Annotated in this window: 12 protein-coding genes; 3 read left to right on the forward strand and 9 right to left on the reverse strand. The window is 68.0% G+C overall.

The window, feature by feature from the left end; all coding sequences use genetic code 11:
• Nucleotides 1–66: 66 nt before the first annotated feature.
• Nucleotides 67–1014, forward strand: coding sequence for a glutathione synthase (gene gshB, locus AC5P5S_RS04015; RefSeq protein ID WP_005410718.1), 948 nt, complete (start codon nt 67–69; stop codon nt 1012–1014).
• Complete coding sequence (locus AC5P5S_RS04020) at nt 1014–1898, forward strand: energy transducer TonB family protein (protein WP_005410719.1); 885 nt, start codon at nt 1014–1016, stop codon at nt 1896–1898. The genes gshB and AC5P5S_RS04020 overlap by 1 nt, the downstream gene beginning before the upstream one ends.
• Nucleotides 1899–2392: 494 nt before the next feature.
• Here the strand turns inward: AC5P5S_RS04020 and tsaB are convergent, their stop codons facing one another.
• From tsaB to AC5P5S_RS04065, 9 genes are all read right to left on the reverse strand, one after another.
• Nucleotides 2393–3106 carry a tRNA (adenosine(37)-N6)-threonylcarbamoyltransferase complex dimerization subunit type 1 TsaB gene (gene tsaB / locus AC5P5S_RS04025; RefSeq protein ID WP_062607978.1) on the reverse strand — a complete coding sequence of 238 codons (714 nt, stop codon included), beginning with the start codon at nt 3104–3106 and terminating at the stop codon, nt 2393–2395.
• A gap of 9 nt (nt 3107–3115) precedes the next feature.
• Nucleotides 3116–5164, reverse strand: coding sequence for a DNA repair helicase YoaA (gene yoaA, locus AC5P5S_RS04030; protein WP_043033640.1), 2049 nt, complete (start codon nt 5162–5164; stop codon nt 3116–3118).
• A 473-nt stretch (nt 5165–5637) separates the two neighbouring features.
• Nucleotides 5638–6989, reverse strand: a protein-coding gene (locus AC5P5S_RS04035) for an IS3 family transposase (protein WP_231336609.1) whose coding sequence is annotated in 2 segments (ribosomal slippage) — nt 5638–6542 and nt 6542–6989 — 1353 coding nt in all. Because the reading frame shifts where the segments join, the coding sequence is not laid out codon by codon here.
• A 158-nt stretch (nt 6990–7147) separates the two neighbouring features.
• Nucleotides 7148–7684: a hypothetical protein gene (locus AC5P5S_RS04040; protein WP_080052382.1), complete on the reverse strand. Its 537-nt coding sequence runs from the start codon at nt 7682–7684 to the stop codon at nt 7148–7150.
• Nucleotides 7681–10116, reverse strand: a complete 2436-nt coding sequence (mrcB, locus tag AC5P5S_RS04045) for a penicillin-binding protein 1B (protein ID WP_495276289.1) — start codon at nt 10114–10116, stop codon at nt 7681–7683. Before mrcB ends, AC5P5S_RS04040 begins: the two co-directional genes overlap by 4 nt.
• 84 nt (nt 10117–10200) lie before the next feature.
• On the reverse strand, nt 10201–11253 hold the full coding sequence (locus AC5P5S_RS04050; protein ID WP_062605831.1) for a glycosyltransferase family 2 protein: 1053 nt from the start codon (nt 11251–11253) through the stop codon (nt 10201–10203).
• Nucleotides 11254–11325: 72 nt separating this feature from the next.
• Nucleotides 11326–12216, reverse strand: coding sequence for an NAD-dependent epimerase/dehydratase family protein (locus AC5P5S_RS04055; protein ID WP_062605829.1), 891 nt, complete (start codon nt 12214–12216; stop codon nt 11326–11328).
• Nucleotides 12217–12279: 63 nt separating this feature from the next.
• Nucleotides 12280–13851, reverse strand: a complete 1572-nt coding sequence (locus AC5P5S_RS04060; protein ID WP_062605827.1) for a hypothetical protein — start codon at nt 13849–13851, stop codon at nt 12280–12282.
• A gap of 30 nt (nt 13852–13881) precedes the next feature.
• The gene (locus AC5P5S_RS04065; protein ID WP_032965949.1) at nt 13882–16038 is read right to left on the reverse strand and encodes a bifunctional (p)ppGpp synthetase/guanosine-3',5'-bis(diphosphate) 3'-pyrophosphohydrolase; all 2157 of its coding nucleotides are present in this window, start codon (nt 16036–16038) and stop codon (nt 13882–13884) included.
• Between the two features lie 130 nt (nt 16039–16168).
• On the opposite strand from AC5P5S_RS04065, the gene AC5P5S_RS04070 reads away from it, so the two are divergent.
• Nucleotides 16169–16705 carry a hypothetical protein gene (locus tag AC5P5S_RS04070; protein WP_005410728.1) on the forward strand — a complete coding sequence of 179 codons (537 nt, stop codon included), beginning with the start codon at nt 16169–16171 and terminating at the stop codon, nt 16703–16705.
• Nucleotides 16706–16759 lie beyond the last annotated feature (54 nt).

Genomic DNA, 16759 nt, shown 5'->3' on the forward strand with positions numbered 1-16759 from the left:
GTACGGCGGGGAGGCGCGCGAGCGGCGTTGCCGCTACCATCAACGCCTTGCCTGACAGGTGCGCCCATGCCGTTGAACGTCATCGTGGTGATGGACCCCATCGCCCACATCAAGATCGCCAAGGACACCACCTTCGCCATGCTGCTGGAAGCCCAGCGCCGCGGCCATGCCCTGCACTACGTGCGCCCGGGCGGCCTGGCCCTGGAAGGTGGCGTAGCGGTGGCCCAGACCGCGCCGCTGCAGGTGCGCGACGACCCGGCCGGCTGGTATGAGCTGGGCGCGTTCAGCCGTACCGAGTTCGGCCCTGGCCAGATCGTGCTGATGCGCAAGGACCCGCCGGTCGACGCCGAATACATCTACGACACCCAGGTGCTGGACGTGGCCGCAGCGGCCGGCGCCTGCGTGGTCAACAACCCGCAGGGCCTGCGCGACTACAACGAGAAACTGGCCGCGCTGCTGTTCCCGCAGTGCTGCCCGCCGACCCTGGTCAGCCGCGACGCGAAGGTCTTGAAGGCCTTTGCGCTGGAGCACGGCCAGGCCGTGCTGAAGCCGCTGGACGGCATGGGCGGCCGCTCGATCTTCCGCAGCGGCCAGGGCGATCCGAATCTGAACGTGATCCTGGAAACCCTGACCGACGGCGGCCGCAAGCTGGCGCTGGCCCAGAAGTTCATTCCCGACATCACCGCCGGCGACAAGCGCATCCTGCTGGTCGATGGCGAACCGGTGGACTACTGCCTGGCGCGCATCCCGCAGGGCGATGAATTCCGCGGCAACCTGGCCGCCGGCGGCCGCGGCGAAGGCCGCCCGCTGAGCGAGCGCGACCGCTGGATCGCCGCCCAGGTCGGCCCGGAGATGAAGCGCCGCGGCATGCGCTTCGTCGGCCTGGACGTGATCGGCGATTACCTGACCGAGGTCAACGTGACCAGCCCGACCTGCGTGCGCGAACTGGACGCGCAGTACGGCCTGAACATCGCCGGCACCCTGTTCGACGCACTCGAGGCCGGCCTGCGCTGATGTCTGCCGCACCTGCCGTCCTGCCCCCGCCGCCGCGCGAAGCGCAACGGCTGGGGGCGACCATCGCGCTGTCGGTGCTGGTCCACGCCCTGCTGATCCTGGGCGTGGGCTTCGCCGTGAAGGGCGATGCGCCGCTGGTGCCGACACTGGAAGTCATTTTCAGCCAGACCCGCACCGCGCTGACCCCGAAGCAGGCCGATTTCCTGGCCGCGGCCAATCAGGAAGGCGGTGGCGAGCACGACCGCGCACAGCGTCCGCGCGACAACCAGGCCGGCATCGTGCCGCAGGCCCAGTCCGGAATCAGCCCGGTTCCACAGCAGCAGCAATCGGCCGCGCCGGTTCCGCCGCCACAGGCACGGGTGGTCAGCAGCCGCAATGGCGAAGAGGTGGTGGCGCAGGCGCAGTCCCGCCCCACGCCGGATCAGCCCGAACCGGACGCACCGCTGAGCGCGCGCGAGCAGCGCGACGTGGAGATGGCGCGCTTGGCCGCCGAAGTGCACCTGCGCTCGGCGCAATACGCCAAGCGCCCGAACCGCAAGTTCGTATCGGCCAGCACGCGCGAATATGCCTATGCCAATTACCTGCGTGCCTGGGTCGACCGTGCCGAGAAGGTAGGCAACCTGAATTACCCGGATGAGGCGCGGCAGCGCCGCCTCGGCGGCCAGGTAGTGATCAGCGTGGGCGTGCGCCGCGATGGCAGCGTGGAGAGCAGCCGGATCCTGCGTTCGAGCGGTACGCCATTGTTGGATGAGGCCGCCCTGCGGGTGGTGCAGCTGGCCCAGCCGTTCCCGCCCTTGCCGAAGACCGAGGATGAGATCGACATCCTGCAGGTTACACGTACGTGGGTGTTCCTGCCGGGCGGCACCCTGCACGACGACCGATAGGGTTTTGTTGCCCGGGCCTGCGGCCCGGGACCCGCTGAAAGGCTAGAGCAACGGCAACAGCAACAGCGGCGGTTGGTGTACTGAAGCGTGGCGAGGCGGTGTCGGGCGGCGGGGACGCCGCAAGTACGTCCGTGTAGGCTTAGCCGCGGCATCCATGCCGCGGATACCCCGCCGCCCGACACCGCCCCGCCTCTGACAGATCGCGGCGCACCATTGCTTTGGTAGGTGTCGACCTTGGTCGACACACATCCACGCCACGCGTGGATGCGAGCGAAGCGACCCGCTTTTGACTTTGACTTTTCTTTTCTTGATTTTCCGTGGCGGACGCACACGGAAACTGTCAGGGGCCGGGCGGGTGGGCTGCGCAGGGGCGTGAGCCGCATGGATGCGGCGACCGAGCTTACAGGGACGTACTTGCAGCGCCCCCTGCGCAGCCCACCCGCCCGGCCAAACCACGGCTTTTGATCTACGCGACCAACCCCGCCACGAGGGGCTCAGCCGTTGGCCTTCGCCTTCGCCTCGCGCGCGGCCTGCTGCTCGACCAGGGTCAGCGCCACATTGTCACGCAGGTACGCCGGCTCGACCTTCTCCGGTGCAATGGCTTCGCCGCGAGCGAACGCCGGCACCGCCAGTGCCAATACATCCGACGCCCGCGGCAGCGCCGTCGCATCAAAGCCGCGCAGGCCGGTGCCCAGCTGGGTCACCAGTGCCCCCTCGGCTGCACCGAAACCGGTGCCGACACCGTAGGCCGACATCCCTTCCGGCAGCGCAACCGCAGCGGGTGCGCACACGCGCTCGGCATCGCGTGCCACCGGCAGGCCGTCTACACGCTCGAAGCGCGCGACGTACAACTCCCCCATCCGTGCGTCGATCGCCGACAGGATCTGCGTTTCGTCCGCCGGTGCCCGCAGCGCCAGCACCTGCAGCGTCGAGACCGGCAGCAACGGCCGATCCAGTGCCAGCGCAATGCCTTGCGCGATGGCGATCGCCAGGCGCACACCGGTGAACGCACCCGGGCCGCGGCTGAGCGCGATACCGTCCAGCTGGCGGCGGCTGATGCCGGCTTCGGACAGCAGCGCCTCGGCCCACGGCAGGCTCAGTTCGGCATGCCGGCGCGGGGCGATCTCGAAGCGTTCCAGCACCTGCCCATCGACATGCAGGGCAACGGAACAGGCTTCGGTGGCGGTTTCAAAGGCGAGCAGTTTCATCGGATCGGGTCAGAACAGGGGGAACGTGGCACCGGGCGCCGGCTCGGGGCCGGTCGCAACGGCCGCCGGAGCAGCCGCATCATCGGCCACGGGCGCCCATTGTGGCGTAAAGAAGGCCTGCACATCGGCCAGACTGCGGGTACGGCGGAATGGCGGCAGTGAATCAAGGAAGACCCGACCATAGCCACGGTTGAGCAGGCGCGGGTCGCACAATACCAACACACCACGGTCGCTCTCACTGCGGATCAGGCGACCGACGCCCTGTTTCAGCGCGATCACCGCCTGCGGCAGCTGCTCATCGCGGAACGGATTGCCGCCCTGGCTGCGGATCGCCTCCAGCCGTGCCTCGTACACCGGATCGTCCGGCGCCGCGAACGGCAGCTTGTCGATCATCACCACGCTCAGCGCCTCCCCCACCACGTCCACGCCCTCGCGGAAACTGGCCGAGCCCAGCAGCACGCCATTGCCCGACTCGCGGAAGCGCTGCAACAGCGTCGCGCGCGGCGCCTCGCCCTGCACGAACAACGGCCATGGCCCATCACGCAGTGCCTCGGCGGCCTCGCGCAATGCACGGTGCGAGGCAAACAACAGGAATGCCCTGCCCTGCGACGCCTGCAACACGGGCCGCAGGGTCTGGATCAACGCAGTACCAAAGCCCCGCGCAGCCGGATCAGGCAGGCCTTCGGGCAGGTAGCACAGCGCCTGCTCCGGCCAATTGAACGGGCTTGGCTGGACCAGCGTATGCGGGTCATCCAGGCCCAGGCGGGTGGCGATGTGGTCGAAGCCACCGCCCACGGTCAGCGTCGCCGAGGTGAAGATCCATGCCGCGCGACTGCGTTCGCGATGCTCACGCAACGGGCCGGACACATCCATCGGCGTGCGCTGGCAGCGAAAACCACGTGGCGTGAGCTCGTACCAGAGCACATCAGCGGCAGTGGCGGTTTCCGCCGGGTCGGTATCGAAATCGAGGGCAGGTTCGTCATCGCCCAGCCAGCGGCTGAGCCGCGAGACCGCCTCGCGCGCCCGCGCATGGCAGGCATCCAGGCCCGCTGCGGCTTCGCGCAGCGGCTGCAGTGCCTGCTCCAGCGTCACCAACCCCGCCATCACCGTATCGAATCCATCGCGCACCTGCGGCATCGCCAACGCGCGCCATTGCGTGCCACGCGGCGGCAGTCCCTCCATCGCCGAACGCAGGGCCAGCAGCGCCTGCTGCAACTGGTCGACCGGTTCCTGCAGCGCCGACTGCGCGCCGCCGACGCCACGCGCTTCGGCCAGGCAGTCGCGGCCCAGTTCCTGCCACGGGCGCATGCCGAAACCTTCGCCGAAGAACTGCGCGGCCAATTCGGGCAGCTGGTGTGCCTCGTCGATGACGAAGGCCTGCGCCCCCGGCAGCAGTTCACCGAAGCCATCCTGCTTCAGGGCCAGATCGGCCAGCAGCAGGTGATGGTTGACCACCACCACATCGGCCGCCTGCGCACGCTGCCGCGCGCGCACCACGAAGCAGTCATCCCAGAACGGGCAGTCGGTACCCAGGCAGTTGTCGACCGTGGAAGTGACCATCGGCAGCAGCGGCGAATCATCGGCCAGGCCTTCCAGTTCGGCGATGTCACCGAACTCCGAACGACCGGACCAGGCCAGGATGCGCTGGAACTGCGCCGCCTGTTCGGGGCTGGAAAAACGCGGCTCGCCGCGTGCCTGCTGCAGGCGATAGCGGCACAGGTAGTTCGCGCGCCCCTTCAGCAGCGCACTGCGCAGGCCGACACCCAGTGCCTGACGCACCCGTGGCAGATCGCGGTGGTAGAGCTGGTCCTGCAGCGCGCGGGTTCCGGTGGAAATGATGGTACGCAGCCCGGACAGCAGCACCGGCACCAGATAGGCAAAGGTCTTGCCAGTGCCGGTACCGGCCTCGGCCAGCAGCAGGTCACGCTGCTGCAGCGCATCGGCGATGGCTTCGGTCAGGTGCAGCTGTGCCGGACGCGGGACGAAGGCATCCAGGTGCGAGGCGAGCGCGCCGCCGTCGCTGAGGGCTTCGCGGCTGGCATGGACAAGGTCGGACATCAGAGGGAAAGGATACCCGGCCGGGCGCTGCCCGGCACCCGTTTCAAGCCGGAGCACCAGCAACAGCAACAGCGGTGTTCATGGCTCTGGGTTGTACTGGGGACTGGCGGGGGACTGTGGGTTTGCGGGGACGCCGTAAACCCGTCCCTGGGGGCTTGGCCGCGGCATCCATGCCGCGGACACCCCGCAAACCCACAGTCCCCGCCTTCGACAGTTTCCCGGTGACGGAGGGACGTGCTTCGCAAAGTCGAGCTTGCTCGGCTGCCCTTTCAGAAGCGGTGGGTGGAACGGAAACAAGAAGGGGTCGAGTGCGCGCAGCGCGCGACCCGCTTTTGATTTTCTTTTTCTTTTCCGTGGCTGGCAGCACACGGAAACTGTCAGAGGTCGGGCGGGGCGGGTTCGCGGGAGTGTCCGCGGCATGGATGCCGCGGCCAAGCCCCCAAGGTGAAGTGACCCCCGAGACTTGGACGGGGTCAGGCGGCCGATTGGGCCCGCTCCCGGTACTCTACCGGGCTCAGACCTTTCAGTTTCAGTTTGATGCGCTCCTGGTTGTAGTACTGGATGTATTCCACCAGCCCAGCCTCCAGACTCTCGATGTTGTCAAAGCTGTTCAGGTAGAAGAACTCCGACTTCAGGGTCCCGAAGAAGCTCTCCATCGCCGCATTGTCCAGGCAGTTGCCACGCCGGGACATGCTTTGTTTCAACGAATGTTTTTCCAGCATGTGCCGGTAGTTTTCATGCTGGTACTGCCAGCCCTGGTCGGAGTGGATCATGGGGCGCTCATCCGGCGAAAGCTTCTTGATGGCCTCCTCCAGCATCTGACCTACCAGATCGAACACGGGCTGGCGCTTGATCTGATAAGCCACGATTTCGCCGTTGTAGAGGTCCATGATCGGGGACAGATACAGCTTCATGCCTTGTACCTTGAACTCGGTCACGTCGGTCACCCACTTCTGGTTGGGGCGCTCGGCGTGGAATTGGCGATTGAGGTCATTGCCAACCACAACATTGGCGGCCCCCTTGAAGGACCGGTAGCGCTTCACCCGTACCCGTGATTTCAGGCCCATCTCCCCCATCAGGCGCTGTACCCGCTTGTGATTGGTCCGATGACCCTGATTGGCCAATTCCAGCGTCACCGTGCGATAGCCATAGCGCCCTTGGCTTTGATCGTAGATTGCACGGATGCGCTCGCACAGGGCTGCCTCGTCCTGATCCGGATGGGCCAGGACATGGTTCTGGTAATAGAACGTACTGCGTGTCAGCTCCGCCGCTTCGAGCAGAAGCGACAGCGTATGAACCTGCCTCAATCCTTGGATGGCTTGCGCTTTGCGTCTTGCGCCGCCTGCTCTTCCCGGATCAAGGCATCGAGTTTTTTTAGGTAGTCGGTCTCCGCACGCAGATAGGCGACTTCCTTGAGCAGCTCATCGCGGCTCATTTCCTCAGGCGGCTTGGACGAACGGGTCTTTTTCATCGGCTTTCGGGGCAGCGGCGGAGGCGGTGCCAACGCTTGGGCACCGCCTTGAGCATACAGCCGCCGCCATCGCCCCACCGCGCCGGCATCACCAATCTGGAAGTAGGTGGTGGCCTCCCGCCCAGACATGCCGTCCTGGCTCATCTTTTCCAGGACAGCCAGCTTGAACGGGAGGTCATAGAACCGGGCCTGGCGATGAAATCCGCGCCAACCATGCAGCCGATAGGTCGCCACCCAGCGCCTGACCGTGGAGAACTCAAGGCCGTGGCGACGGGCAATGGCTTTGACCGATGTGGAGGTCTTGCAGGCCTCTTTGGCGACCTGCAGTTTGAAACGTGCGTCATATCTGTTCATGTATCCCTCGGGGTTGGATCTGACGTCCAACTCCCGGGGGTCACTTCAAGGACGGGTTCACGGCGTCCCCCGCGAACCCACCCCGCCCTGCCAAGCGCGGCTTTTGCATTACGCGGCCAAGCAGCCAGCCACGAGGGGCTGCGCCGTTGGCTGAAAACTCAATACCGCTTGATCCCGGGCACCGTGCAGCCCTCAATCTGCGCATGCGCCGACACCGCATTCTCCTTCTCGCCCCGCGCCAGGCGCGACTGCTCGATCGTCGCCCAATGCCGGCGGCACAGCGGCCCTGTCTTCGAGCCCAGGTCGACCGCCTTGCGCGCGAACGCCTCCGCCTGCGCCCACTGCCCCTGCAGCAGCGCCAGCTCGGCGCGCTCCTGCAGCACCGCCGGGTCACCAGCGACGATCTCCAGCGCATGGTCCAGGCTGCTGGCGGCACCGGCCAGATCGTTGACCTGGCGTTGTGCCTGCGCGGTCACCCGCAGATCTTCCACCTGCGAGTCACGCAACGGCTGCACCGACAACTCCTTGTCATCGGGGCCAGCGGCTGCGTCAACTGCGGCCAGGCGCTGCGCCGGCGTGGTGGTATCGACCGGCTTGACCACCGGCGGTGCACTGCTCACGCAGGCGGCCAGGGCCAGGCTGAGGCCGGTCAGGGTCAGGGGCTGCAGCAGGGATCGCATGTTCATCGGCATCATCGGCTCGGGGGAGGAGTGGCGGCGGGCGTCGCGGCAGGTTCGGCAGGCGCTTCCGGCTTGCGGTCCAGGCCGAACCAGCTGCGCCAGCCACCACCCTCGCCTTCGGTCTCGCCCTGCCCGTCCGGCGACACCGCCGGTGCACAGGGCGCATAGGCCGGCGCATAGCCGACCACGAACGGGAAGCGGCGCGCTCCCGGGCAGCCCTCATCAGTCGTGTTGAGGCCGGTGGCGGCCACCGACTGCCAGTCCAGGCCCTTGTTGCTGACCCGCAGCGGCGCACTGGGAAGACGCTGGAAGATACCCGACCAGACCCGCATCGCGCCGGTGGCACCGTACAGGCCAGCCTGCTCGTTCTGGTCGTTGCCGATCCAGATCACCGCCAGGTGATCCCCGGTGTAACCGGCATACCAGCTGTCACGACCATCGTTGGTGGTACCGGTCTTGCCGGCCGGCTGCAGGCGGCTGAGGCCATCGGCGTTGAGCCGCTGCGCGGTGCCGCTGGCAACCACCTGCTGCAGGCCGACACTGATCAGGTTGGCGGCAATCGAATCGCCTTCCTGGGCCGGTGCCGGGGTCTTGTCGTAACGCTTGAGCAGCTTGCCCTGCGGATCGAGTACGCCACGCACCGCATGCAATGGCTGGATTTCGCCACCGGACGCGAGGAACTGGTACAGCTGTGCAATCGCGTATGGGCTCTGGTCGGTCGAACCGAGGATCACCGCCGGATTCGCTTCGGCCTTGATGCCGGCCAGCACGTGGATCAGCTGGGTCACACGCTCGGGGCCGACCTGCATGCCCACGCGCACCGTGGCCTGGTTGTAGGAATGCGCCAGCGCGTCGATCAGGCGCACGGTGCCGTGGCTGCGGTTGTCCGCGTTGCCCGGGCTCCAGTTGCGGCCACGGCCGAGCTGCACCGTCACCGGCGAATCGTCGACCCAGCTGGCCAGCGAGTAGCGGTCCGGCTGCGCCAGCGCCAGCAGGTACACGAACGGCTTCAACAGCGAGCCGACAGGACGCTGTGCTTCGATCGCTCGATTGAACCCCACCTCGGACACCTCACGGCTGCCGATCACCGCCAGCACGTCACCGTTGTGCACGTCGGTCAGCACCATGCCGGCCTGCAGTTCGGGACGGCGCTTGCTTTCCAGCGATTTGATGGTGCGGGTCACCGCGCCTTCGGCATAGGCCTGCGCAGACGGCGACATGCCGGTCATCACGCTCAGGCCGGCGCCCTGCAGCGCCGATTCCGGATAGTCATGGCCGAGCTGGCGGCGAACCAGGTCCACATAGGCCGGGAAGCGGTTGGCCGCCACCAGGCCCGGCGTCTTGGGCACGCCCAGCGGCGCCTTCAGCGCACGCTGGTACTCGGCATCGTCGATCAGCGTCGCCTCATGCAGCTTGCCCAGCACGAAATTACGGCGATCCAGCGCGCGTTCCGGGTTGCGCCGCGGATCGTAGTAGGACGGGCCCTTGACCAGGCCGATCAGCAGCGCGATCTGCTCGGTTTCCAGCGATTGCAGGTCACGGCCGAACCAGAACTCGGCGCCGGAAGACATGCCGTGGATGGCCTGGCTGCCGCGCTGCCCCAGGTACACCTGGTTGAGATAGGCCTCGAAGATGGTGCGCTTGTCGTAGCGCGCCTCCATGATCAGCGCGTACAGCACTTCGTTGAATTTGCGGGTGACCGTCTGTTCCTTGCCGATCCCGAGCAGGCCGCTGCGGGCCAGCTGCTGGGTCAGCGTGGACGCCCCCTGGCGACTCTGGCCACCGGAACGGACCGTCACCCACACCGCGCGCGCGATGCCGGACAGATCGATGCCGTGGTGACGGTTGAAGTCCTTGTCCTCCACCGCCTGCAGGCCGGTCACCAGCAGGTCCGGCGCCTCGTCCATGCGGATCAGGCGGCGTTCTTCCTGCTTCTGCCCGTACAGGGTGGCAATACGCGCCGGGTCCAGGCGCGCAGCCTTCAGCGCCTTGCGGTTGTCGGCATCACGCAGCGACGCGACCGCACCGTCTGCCAGCGACAGTTCCAGCCGACGCGGTGCGACGCGGCCATCCACATCGTTGTAGCCACGGCTGGAAATGACAAAGCGCCCGCCGTTCACCGCATAGGTCGCCGGCTCCTTGCCCTGCCCGTCATCGCGGTAGGCAGATGCGGCGAGTTCGGTCTTCAGGGTCGCCGCGTCCATCGCCTTGCCGGGTGTGAGCACCAGCGGCCGCGCATATACCCGGGTCGGGATCTGCCAACGCAGTTCACCGAAGCGCTGGGTCACCTGTTGGTTCAGGTACAGCGTATAAGGGATCAGGAAGCCCAATCCCAACGCGACCGCAGCCATGCTCCAGGTGATCAGGCGACGCCGCCACAGCGGGCTGTCGTCCTGCTGGTCGTCGTCGAAATCGTCGATGTCGTCGGAATCGTAGCGTCGGGGCACGGGCATGCAGGCAGGTAGGGTCTGGCGAGTCTAACGCAGGCGCCGCGGTGGCTGGCAGGCGATGGCCCGCGGTTTCACTGCAGTTCAAGCAGCGCGCGGCGCCCGCCACCCGGCCCACGCACCCGCAAGCGCTGCCCAGCCCCCTTTCCAGCCGCCCCCCGCCAGGCAGACGTTGGCCAGGCGTGCGATCAACCGCGGCGCATCATGGGCGATCCAGCCTGCCGGCACATCCACGCGGCGATACAGCTGCAGTCGCGACCAGGCCATACGCCAGGCGAGCGCGTGAAGTCCCTGGAAGCGCTCCGGCGCCACCACCACGCCGCGCTGCCCCAGCAGATCGGCCAGGGCCAGCAGGCGCCCGGCCGTGCGCTGGCGCGCCTGTGAATCGAACAGATCGAGATGGCGCAGGCGTTGCAGGAAACCGCGGCGACTGGCACCGATCTGGTTGTTGCCATGCTGCCGGTAGTCGATGGTCGGTTCGGCCAGCATGTCCAATCCTCCACGCAGCGATGCGTGGACCGCCAGCCATTCGTCGTGGCTCCAGCCCGGCGGGACCGGCAGCGATCCGGCCAGCAGCCCGCGGCGCAGCGCACAGGTGGCACCGGTGATGAAGTTGCGCAGCAGGATCGCGTCGATCGCAAGGCCCGAGCGTTCCAGCTCGACCTCGGCCGGATGGACCACCAGTACCCCCAGCAGCCGCTGGCCAAGCGGCGCGCCCTGCGCGTCCACCAGCCATGCATCGCTGTGCAGCAGCAACAGGCCCTGATCGGCGTGGAAGCGCTCCACGTAGCGGCGGACACGCCCCGGATGCCAGACATCATCCTGGTCGCACAGGAACAGGATGTCGGCCTGGCAACGCATCAGCGCATCGGCGAAATTGCGCACATAGCCGAGATTGCGCGCGTGCTGGACGATCTCGACACGGATGCCCAGCGCCTGTGCACGCGGCACGAAGGCCTGCAGCAGCTGCAGCGTCTGGTCGCTGGAACCGTCATCGCCGATCATGACTTCGTTCACCGGAAGATCCTGGTCGAGGATGCTGTCCAGCTGCGCCTGCAGGTAGCGCGCACCGTTGTAGGTGCACAGCGCGACGCCAATGCGCTCGGCAGGGGCCGATCGGGATGGCGCGTCAGGCATCGAACGTACTCGCGGAAACAAGGGCCGGGGGATGGTAGCAGAGCCCCCAAAGAGGATGGATACGGTGGCTGGCTAGCCGTTGCCGGGATACGCAGCGATCCGCTGCACGGCCTGGGCCGCGCTCATCGGTCGCCACGTGTCCGCGTCGGGCTGGAACGGCCGCGGATGTACGTCCAGCAGCGCCCGCAGCGGGCCATTGTCCGCAATCAGATCCTGCTGCAGGCGTGACACCGGACCACGCGCCCGCGGCAGCACCGCGGCCAGGCCCCGCAGTGCCGCGCCCGGCAACGGCAGCGCCAATGTCGGCTGTGCCAGGCTGGCGTGCACGCGGCGGAACATCGCGTGATAGGGCAGGCGCTCGCCACCGCCGATTTCCAGCACCCGTGCCGACGCTGCACCGGTGGCGATGCAGGCCACCACGGCGCGGGCGATATCGTCGGCATGCACCGGTTGGCGCAGGCCTCCCACCAGCGGAATTGGAAACAGGCGCAGACGCAGCGCACGCTGCACGATCGGGGTGATGCTGCGGTCGATGCCGGCCCCATAGATCAGGGTCGGCCGCAGGATCGTCCAGCCCATGCCAAGACGCTCGGCCTGCGCGATCAGGCCCGCTTCGCCCCGCTGCAGCATCGCCACGACGTCCTGCTCGTCGGCCTGCTCGGAATTCTGCTTGCTCAGCACGCTCATCGAACTGGTGGCGATGACCTGCCGCGCGGGGGCCGCCGTCTGCCGCGACAACCACTGCGCCAATGCTTCAAGGGGGCCGAAGCTGGCAATCGCCTGCCAGTCCGGAGACGGCACGCTGTCCAGCGCAGCTGCCAGGTCCCCGCACAGCCACTGCACGCCGTCCTGTGCCGGTTGCGGTTGCCGGCTCACCGCCTGTACCCGCCCATGCGCCTGCACCAGGCGCGGCAGCAGGAACCGGCCGATCTGGCTGGTGGCTCCGGAAACAAGGACGGTCATCGGCACTCCGTGGGGATGTTGCGAGGGGTGGCTACTATAGCGGTCCCTCCGGCAGCGGCGGGCTCAGGGCGACGACACCCCGATGTCGCGCAGGCGCTGCCGCAACTGCTGGTACTCGCTGCTGGAAGGGCCGACGCCAAGCTCGCCCGCCTGCTGGAGCGCACGTTCGGCAAAGGCGACATCTCCGTTGCCCAATCGTTCGCTGCCAATCGCAAGCCAACGCTGCGCGAGGCGCTGGCGGGCCGCAGGCAGGCCGCCGGCGGTGGGAGACAACGTCTGCCAGGCCTGCAGGCAGGCACCTGCAGCCTGCACCCGGTTCTGCCGGAGGTTGTCGTCGAAACAACGGCGACTGGCAGGCAGCAGGCGCGCGGCCGCAGCCTTCACACGTGAATCGCGCGGTGCCAGCGCCTGTGCTTCGCGAAGGGCATCGAATGCGCTGTGCCCCGGCGGGCTGATCCATTGGCCTGCGCGCTCGGCGCGTTCTATCCGGCGCAGGTGATCGCGCAGCTCGCGTTCACGCTGCGCGTTGCTCACTGCGGGCTGCTGCAGTGCCTCCCGGGCCTGCCGTGCACGCTGCAGGCGCTGCACCAGTTGCTGTCGTGCCGCCTGCGAAGCGCCCAGTGCTTCGGCCAGCACGGCATCACGCTGCGCCGCCTCGAACTGGAAATCGTCGGCCTGGATCTGGCTTCGCGCCAGCACCGCCTGCAGCACCTGCTCGCGGCCCCGCTGGGCAGTGGGATCGTCCGGCGCCACCGCCAGCACGGCCAGGAACCCCTTTGCGGCACGTTCCAGCTGCTGTCGCTGAAGTGCGCGCTGTGCCTGCCGCAAGCGCTCGTCGACCGCCCGTGCCAGGGCCTCCTGGCTGGCGGGAAGATCGGCGTGGCCTGCATCGAACAGGCGCGCGCGCTGCAACGTCGCAGCGGCTTCAGCCAGTTCCCCGCGTCCGGCCAGGGCGCGCGCGTGCTGCAGCAGATCGCTCAGTGCATCCTCGCGCCCTTCCAGAGCGGGCAGGTTGTCCGGCTGCAGTGCCAGGATGCGCTGGAACAGCGGCAACGCACTGCTGTCGCCATCGTCCAGCCGGCCGGCCGCGAACGCATTGCGGGCCTGGGCCAGCAACGCGCCGATACCGGCGCCGGCGCTACGCCGCGCCTGCAGTTGGCGGGCCACGGCGTCGGCGTCGCCCTGCGGCACCTGCAGCTCGCGGGCCAGCGCCAGTGACTGCGCGCTACCCTCGAGATCGTCGCCCTGCAGCTTGTCGCGGGCCTGCTGCAGTGCTGCCGCGGCGGTTCGTGCAAGGCCCTGGCGCGCCTGCGGCCGATCGCCATCCAGTGCCAGCACCGCCTGGTAGCGCTCCCGCGCACCACTGCCATCGGCCGCACTCAGCCGGCCGGCGGCGAGCGCACGATCGCCTTCGACCAGCAGCTGTTCGATCTGCGGCTCGTCCCAGAACCAGTCGGCCAGCGGCTTGCGCAGCAGCACCAGCAGCACGAACACCGCCAGCGCCGCGACCAGCGCCCATCGCCAGACCCGCCGCGCATGACGTGCCTGCAGCCACCACCAGCGGCCTTCGCGGCGGACGCGATCCAGCGCAGGGTGTTCAGCGCCATGCGGGCGATGCGGGGGCTCGCGTTCCATGCGTGCAGGGTAGCCGGGGCGGCGTGAAGCTCAGCCGAGGCGACGCGCCTCGCTCACGCCCGGCAGCGCGTCCAGCTTGCCCAGCAGGTTCGACAACTGGTCGTAGTCGCTGACCTTCAGCCTCAGGCGCAGATGGGCACGGCCACTGTTGCGCACGTTGTCACTGTGGATGTCAAGCACGTAGGCGTCTTCCTGGGCGATCAGGTTGGTGATGTCCTTCAGCAGCCAGCGGCGGTCGACCGCATCGACCACCACGTCCACCTCGTAGCCGCCCCCGGCCTGGCCCCATTCCACCGGCAGGATGCGCTGCGGGCTGGTGGCCGCCAGCCGGGCCAGCGCGGCACAGTCTGCCCGGTGCACGGTGACACCACGGCTACGGGTGAGGTAGCCGACGATCGGTTCGCCGGCCACCGGCTGGCAGCAGCGCGCCAGCTGCACCAGCAGATTGCCCACGCCCTGCACCGTGAACTTGGACTTGCCCAGGTTCTCGCGGCGGGCGGTCGGGCGCGGAAGCGCCGGCGCAGGGGCCGGCTGGCTGGCCGCGCGCTCTGCCTCCAGCAGCGTACGGCTGACCTGGTTCGGGCCGGTGTCGCCCAGCGCCACCTGGATGTAGAGGTCGTCAACGCTGTCGGCATGGAACTTCTTCGCCGCCACCGCCAGATCCGAATGCTGCAGCCCCAGGCGCTTCAGCTCGCGCTCGAGCAGTTCGCGCCCGGCCTGCACGTTGCGCGCGCGGTCCAGCTTGTGGAACCAGCTGCGCACCTTTTCGCGCGAGCGGTTGCTGGCCAGGAAGCCCAGCGCGGGCATCAGCCAGTCGCGGCGGGGGTCGGCCTCCTTGCCGGTGAGGATCTCGACACGGTCGCCGCTGCGCAGGCGATAGGTCAGCGGCACGATGCGGCCATTGACCTTGGCGCCACGGCAGCGGTGGCCCACCATCGTATGTACCTGGTAGGCGAAATCGAGCGGCGTGGCCCCCTGGGGCAGGTCCAGCACCTCGTCCTTCGGGCTGAGCGCGTAGACCCGGTCCTCGGTCAGCTCGGCGTCGAGTGCCCCGGCCAGTTCATTGCCCTGCCCGTCCTGCGCCTGCTCCAGCAGCTGGCGCATCCAGGTGATCTTGCGATCGAACGACTTTTCCGCGCCCTTGCCGCCTTCCTTGTACTTCCAGTGCGCGGCCACGCCCAGCTCGGCCTGGGAATGCATCTCGTGGGTGCGGATCTGCACTTCGATCGTGCGCCCTTCCGGGCCGACCACGGCGGTGTGCAGCGAACGGTAGTCGTTGGCCTTCGGGCGTGCGATGTAATCGTCGAACTCGCTCGGCACCGGGGCCCACAGCGCATGCACCACACCCAGCGCGGCGTAGCAGGCGGCAACGTCGTCGACCATCACCCGCACCGCGCGGATGTCGTACAGCTGGTCGAACGCCAGCCGCTTCTTCTGCATCTTCCGCCAGATGCTGTAGATGTGCTTGGGGCGGCCACTCACTTCGGCATGGATGCCCTGTGCGGCCAGCTCGCGCGACAGCTGCTTCTTCACGTTCTGCACGTAGCGCTCGCGCGCCACGCGGGTTTCGTCCACTTCGCGCGCGATGCGGCGGTAGGTTTCCGGCTCCAGGTGGCGGAACGCCAGGTCCTCCAGCTCCCACTTCAGCTGCCAGATGCCCAACCGGTTGGCCAGCGGCGCGTGGATGTCGCGGGTCAGCTGCGCCAGCGCCCGGCGCTGCTCGTCGTCCAGCTTGTCGGCAGCGCGCATTCTCGCCAGCTGCCGGGCCAGCAGGATCGGCACCACGCGCAGGTCGCGGATGATCGCCAGCAGCAGGCGGCGCAGGCCCTCGCTGTTGCGCCCGGCCTCGCGGCCAGCATGCAGCGCCCAGACCGGATCGGCGGCGTCCTGGCCGTCGAGCAGGCCGATCACCGCCGCCTTGTGGTTGCCCAGCGGCAGCTGGTCCAGGCTGGCGCGCAGGCCGGGCAGGTCGAACAACAGCGCGGCAACCACCGCGCCTTCGTCGGCCGAGAGCATCGACAGTGCATCGAGGGTATCGCCCAGCACCGACCAGCTGGCGCGCATCTGGTGGTCGCACTCCGGTGCTTCCCAGTGTTCGCGCAGGGCCTGGCGCAGCGGAGCGGGCAGCACCGCGGCGGAGGGACGGTTCAACAAGGCATCCAGGCCGGGGACAGAAGCGCGGTTCACAGCATCGAGCAGGCAAGACAGAGGTTCCTACACTAGCGCCGGCGCCGTTCAGGGACAATCACCGCAGCCACCATCACCCGGCATGAAGACATGCCGCTACACTCGCCGGCAAACCCAGGAGAGTTCCGCCATGCCCTCGATCGCCCCACGTTTCCGTCCACGGCTGCTGGCCTGCGCCGCACTGCTGCTGTCCCTGTCGGCGCCTGCGCTGGCCCAGCGCGTGGTGGACGGTGACCTGCAGCAGCAGATGTCGCCGACCGAATTCAAGGCGGCCGGCCTGGACAAGCTGAGCGCGCAGGAACTGGCCACGCTCAACCGCTGGCTGCAGGGCAAGGTTGAAGCGGCGACGACCCAGGCTGTGGCAGCGGTACGCGAAGAAGCCCGCGAACAGGGCCGCCAGGAAGTGATCGTGAAGAACCGCGGGTTCTTCGATTTCGGCAGCAGCGAGCCGATCACCGGCGTGCTGCAGGGCGAGTTCCGTGGCTTCGGCAAGGGCCGCGTCTACGTGCTGGACAACGGCCAGGAATGGGAGCAGACCGACAGCACCAGCGTGGTCGGCGTGCGCAAGCAATCGCCCAAGGTCAGCATCAAGCCCGGCGTGATGGGCGTGTGGTACATGAAGGTGGAAGGCGTGAACAGCCAGCCCAAGGTGCGCCGCTCCAAGTAGTGGATCCACGCCACGCGTGGATGACATTCCACCGTACCCCGCCGGTCATCATCC

The sequence above is a fragment of the Stenotrophomonas sp. YJH_SMC_54 genome, assembly GCF_059368435.1.

Coding starts and splice junctions, on each gene's coding strand:
- AC5P5S_RS04060 (WP_062605827.1), bottom strand. CDS start 13,851: ATGGAACGCGAGCCCCCGCATCGCCCGCATGGCGCTGAACACCCTGCG.
- gshB (WP_005410718.1), top strand. CDS start 67: ATGCCGTTGAACGTCATCGTGGTGATGGACCCCATCGCCCACATCAAG.
- tsaB (WP_062607978.1), bottom strand. CDS start 3,106: ATGAAACTGCTCGCCTTTGAAACCGCCACCGAAGCCTGTTCCGTTGCC.
- AC5P5S_RS04070 (WP_005410728.1), top strand. CDS start 16,169: ATGCCCTCGATCGCCCCACGTTTCCGTCCACGGCTGCTGGCCTGCGCC.
- AC5P5S_RS04050 (WP_062605831.1), bottom strand. CDS start 11,253: ATGCCTGACGCGCCATCCCGATCGGCCCCTGCCGAGCGCATTGGCGTC.
- AC5P5S_RS04020 (WP_005410719.1), top strand. CDS start 1,014: ATGTCTGCCGCACCTGCCGTCCTGCCCCCGCCGCCGCGCGAAGCGCAA.
- AC5P5S_RS04055 (WP_062605829.1), bottom strand. CDS start 12,216: ATGACCGTCCTTGTTTCCGGAGCCACCAGCCAGATCGGCCGGTTCCTG.
- yoaA (WP_043033640.1), bottom strand. CDS start 5,164: ATGTCCGACCTTGTCCATGCCAGCCGCGAAGCCCTCAGCGACGGCGGC.
- AC5P5S_RS04040 (WP_080052382.1), bottom strand. CDS start 7,684: ATGATGCCGATGAACATGCGATCCCTGCTGCAGCCCCTGACCCTGACC.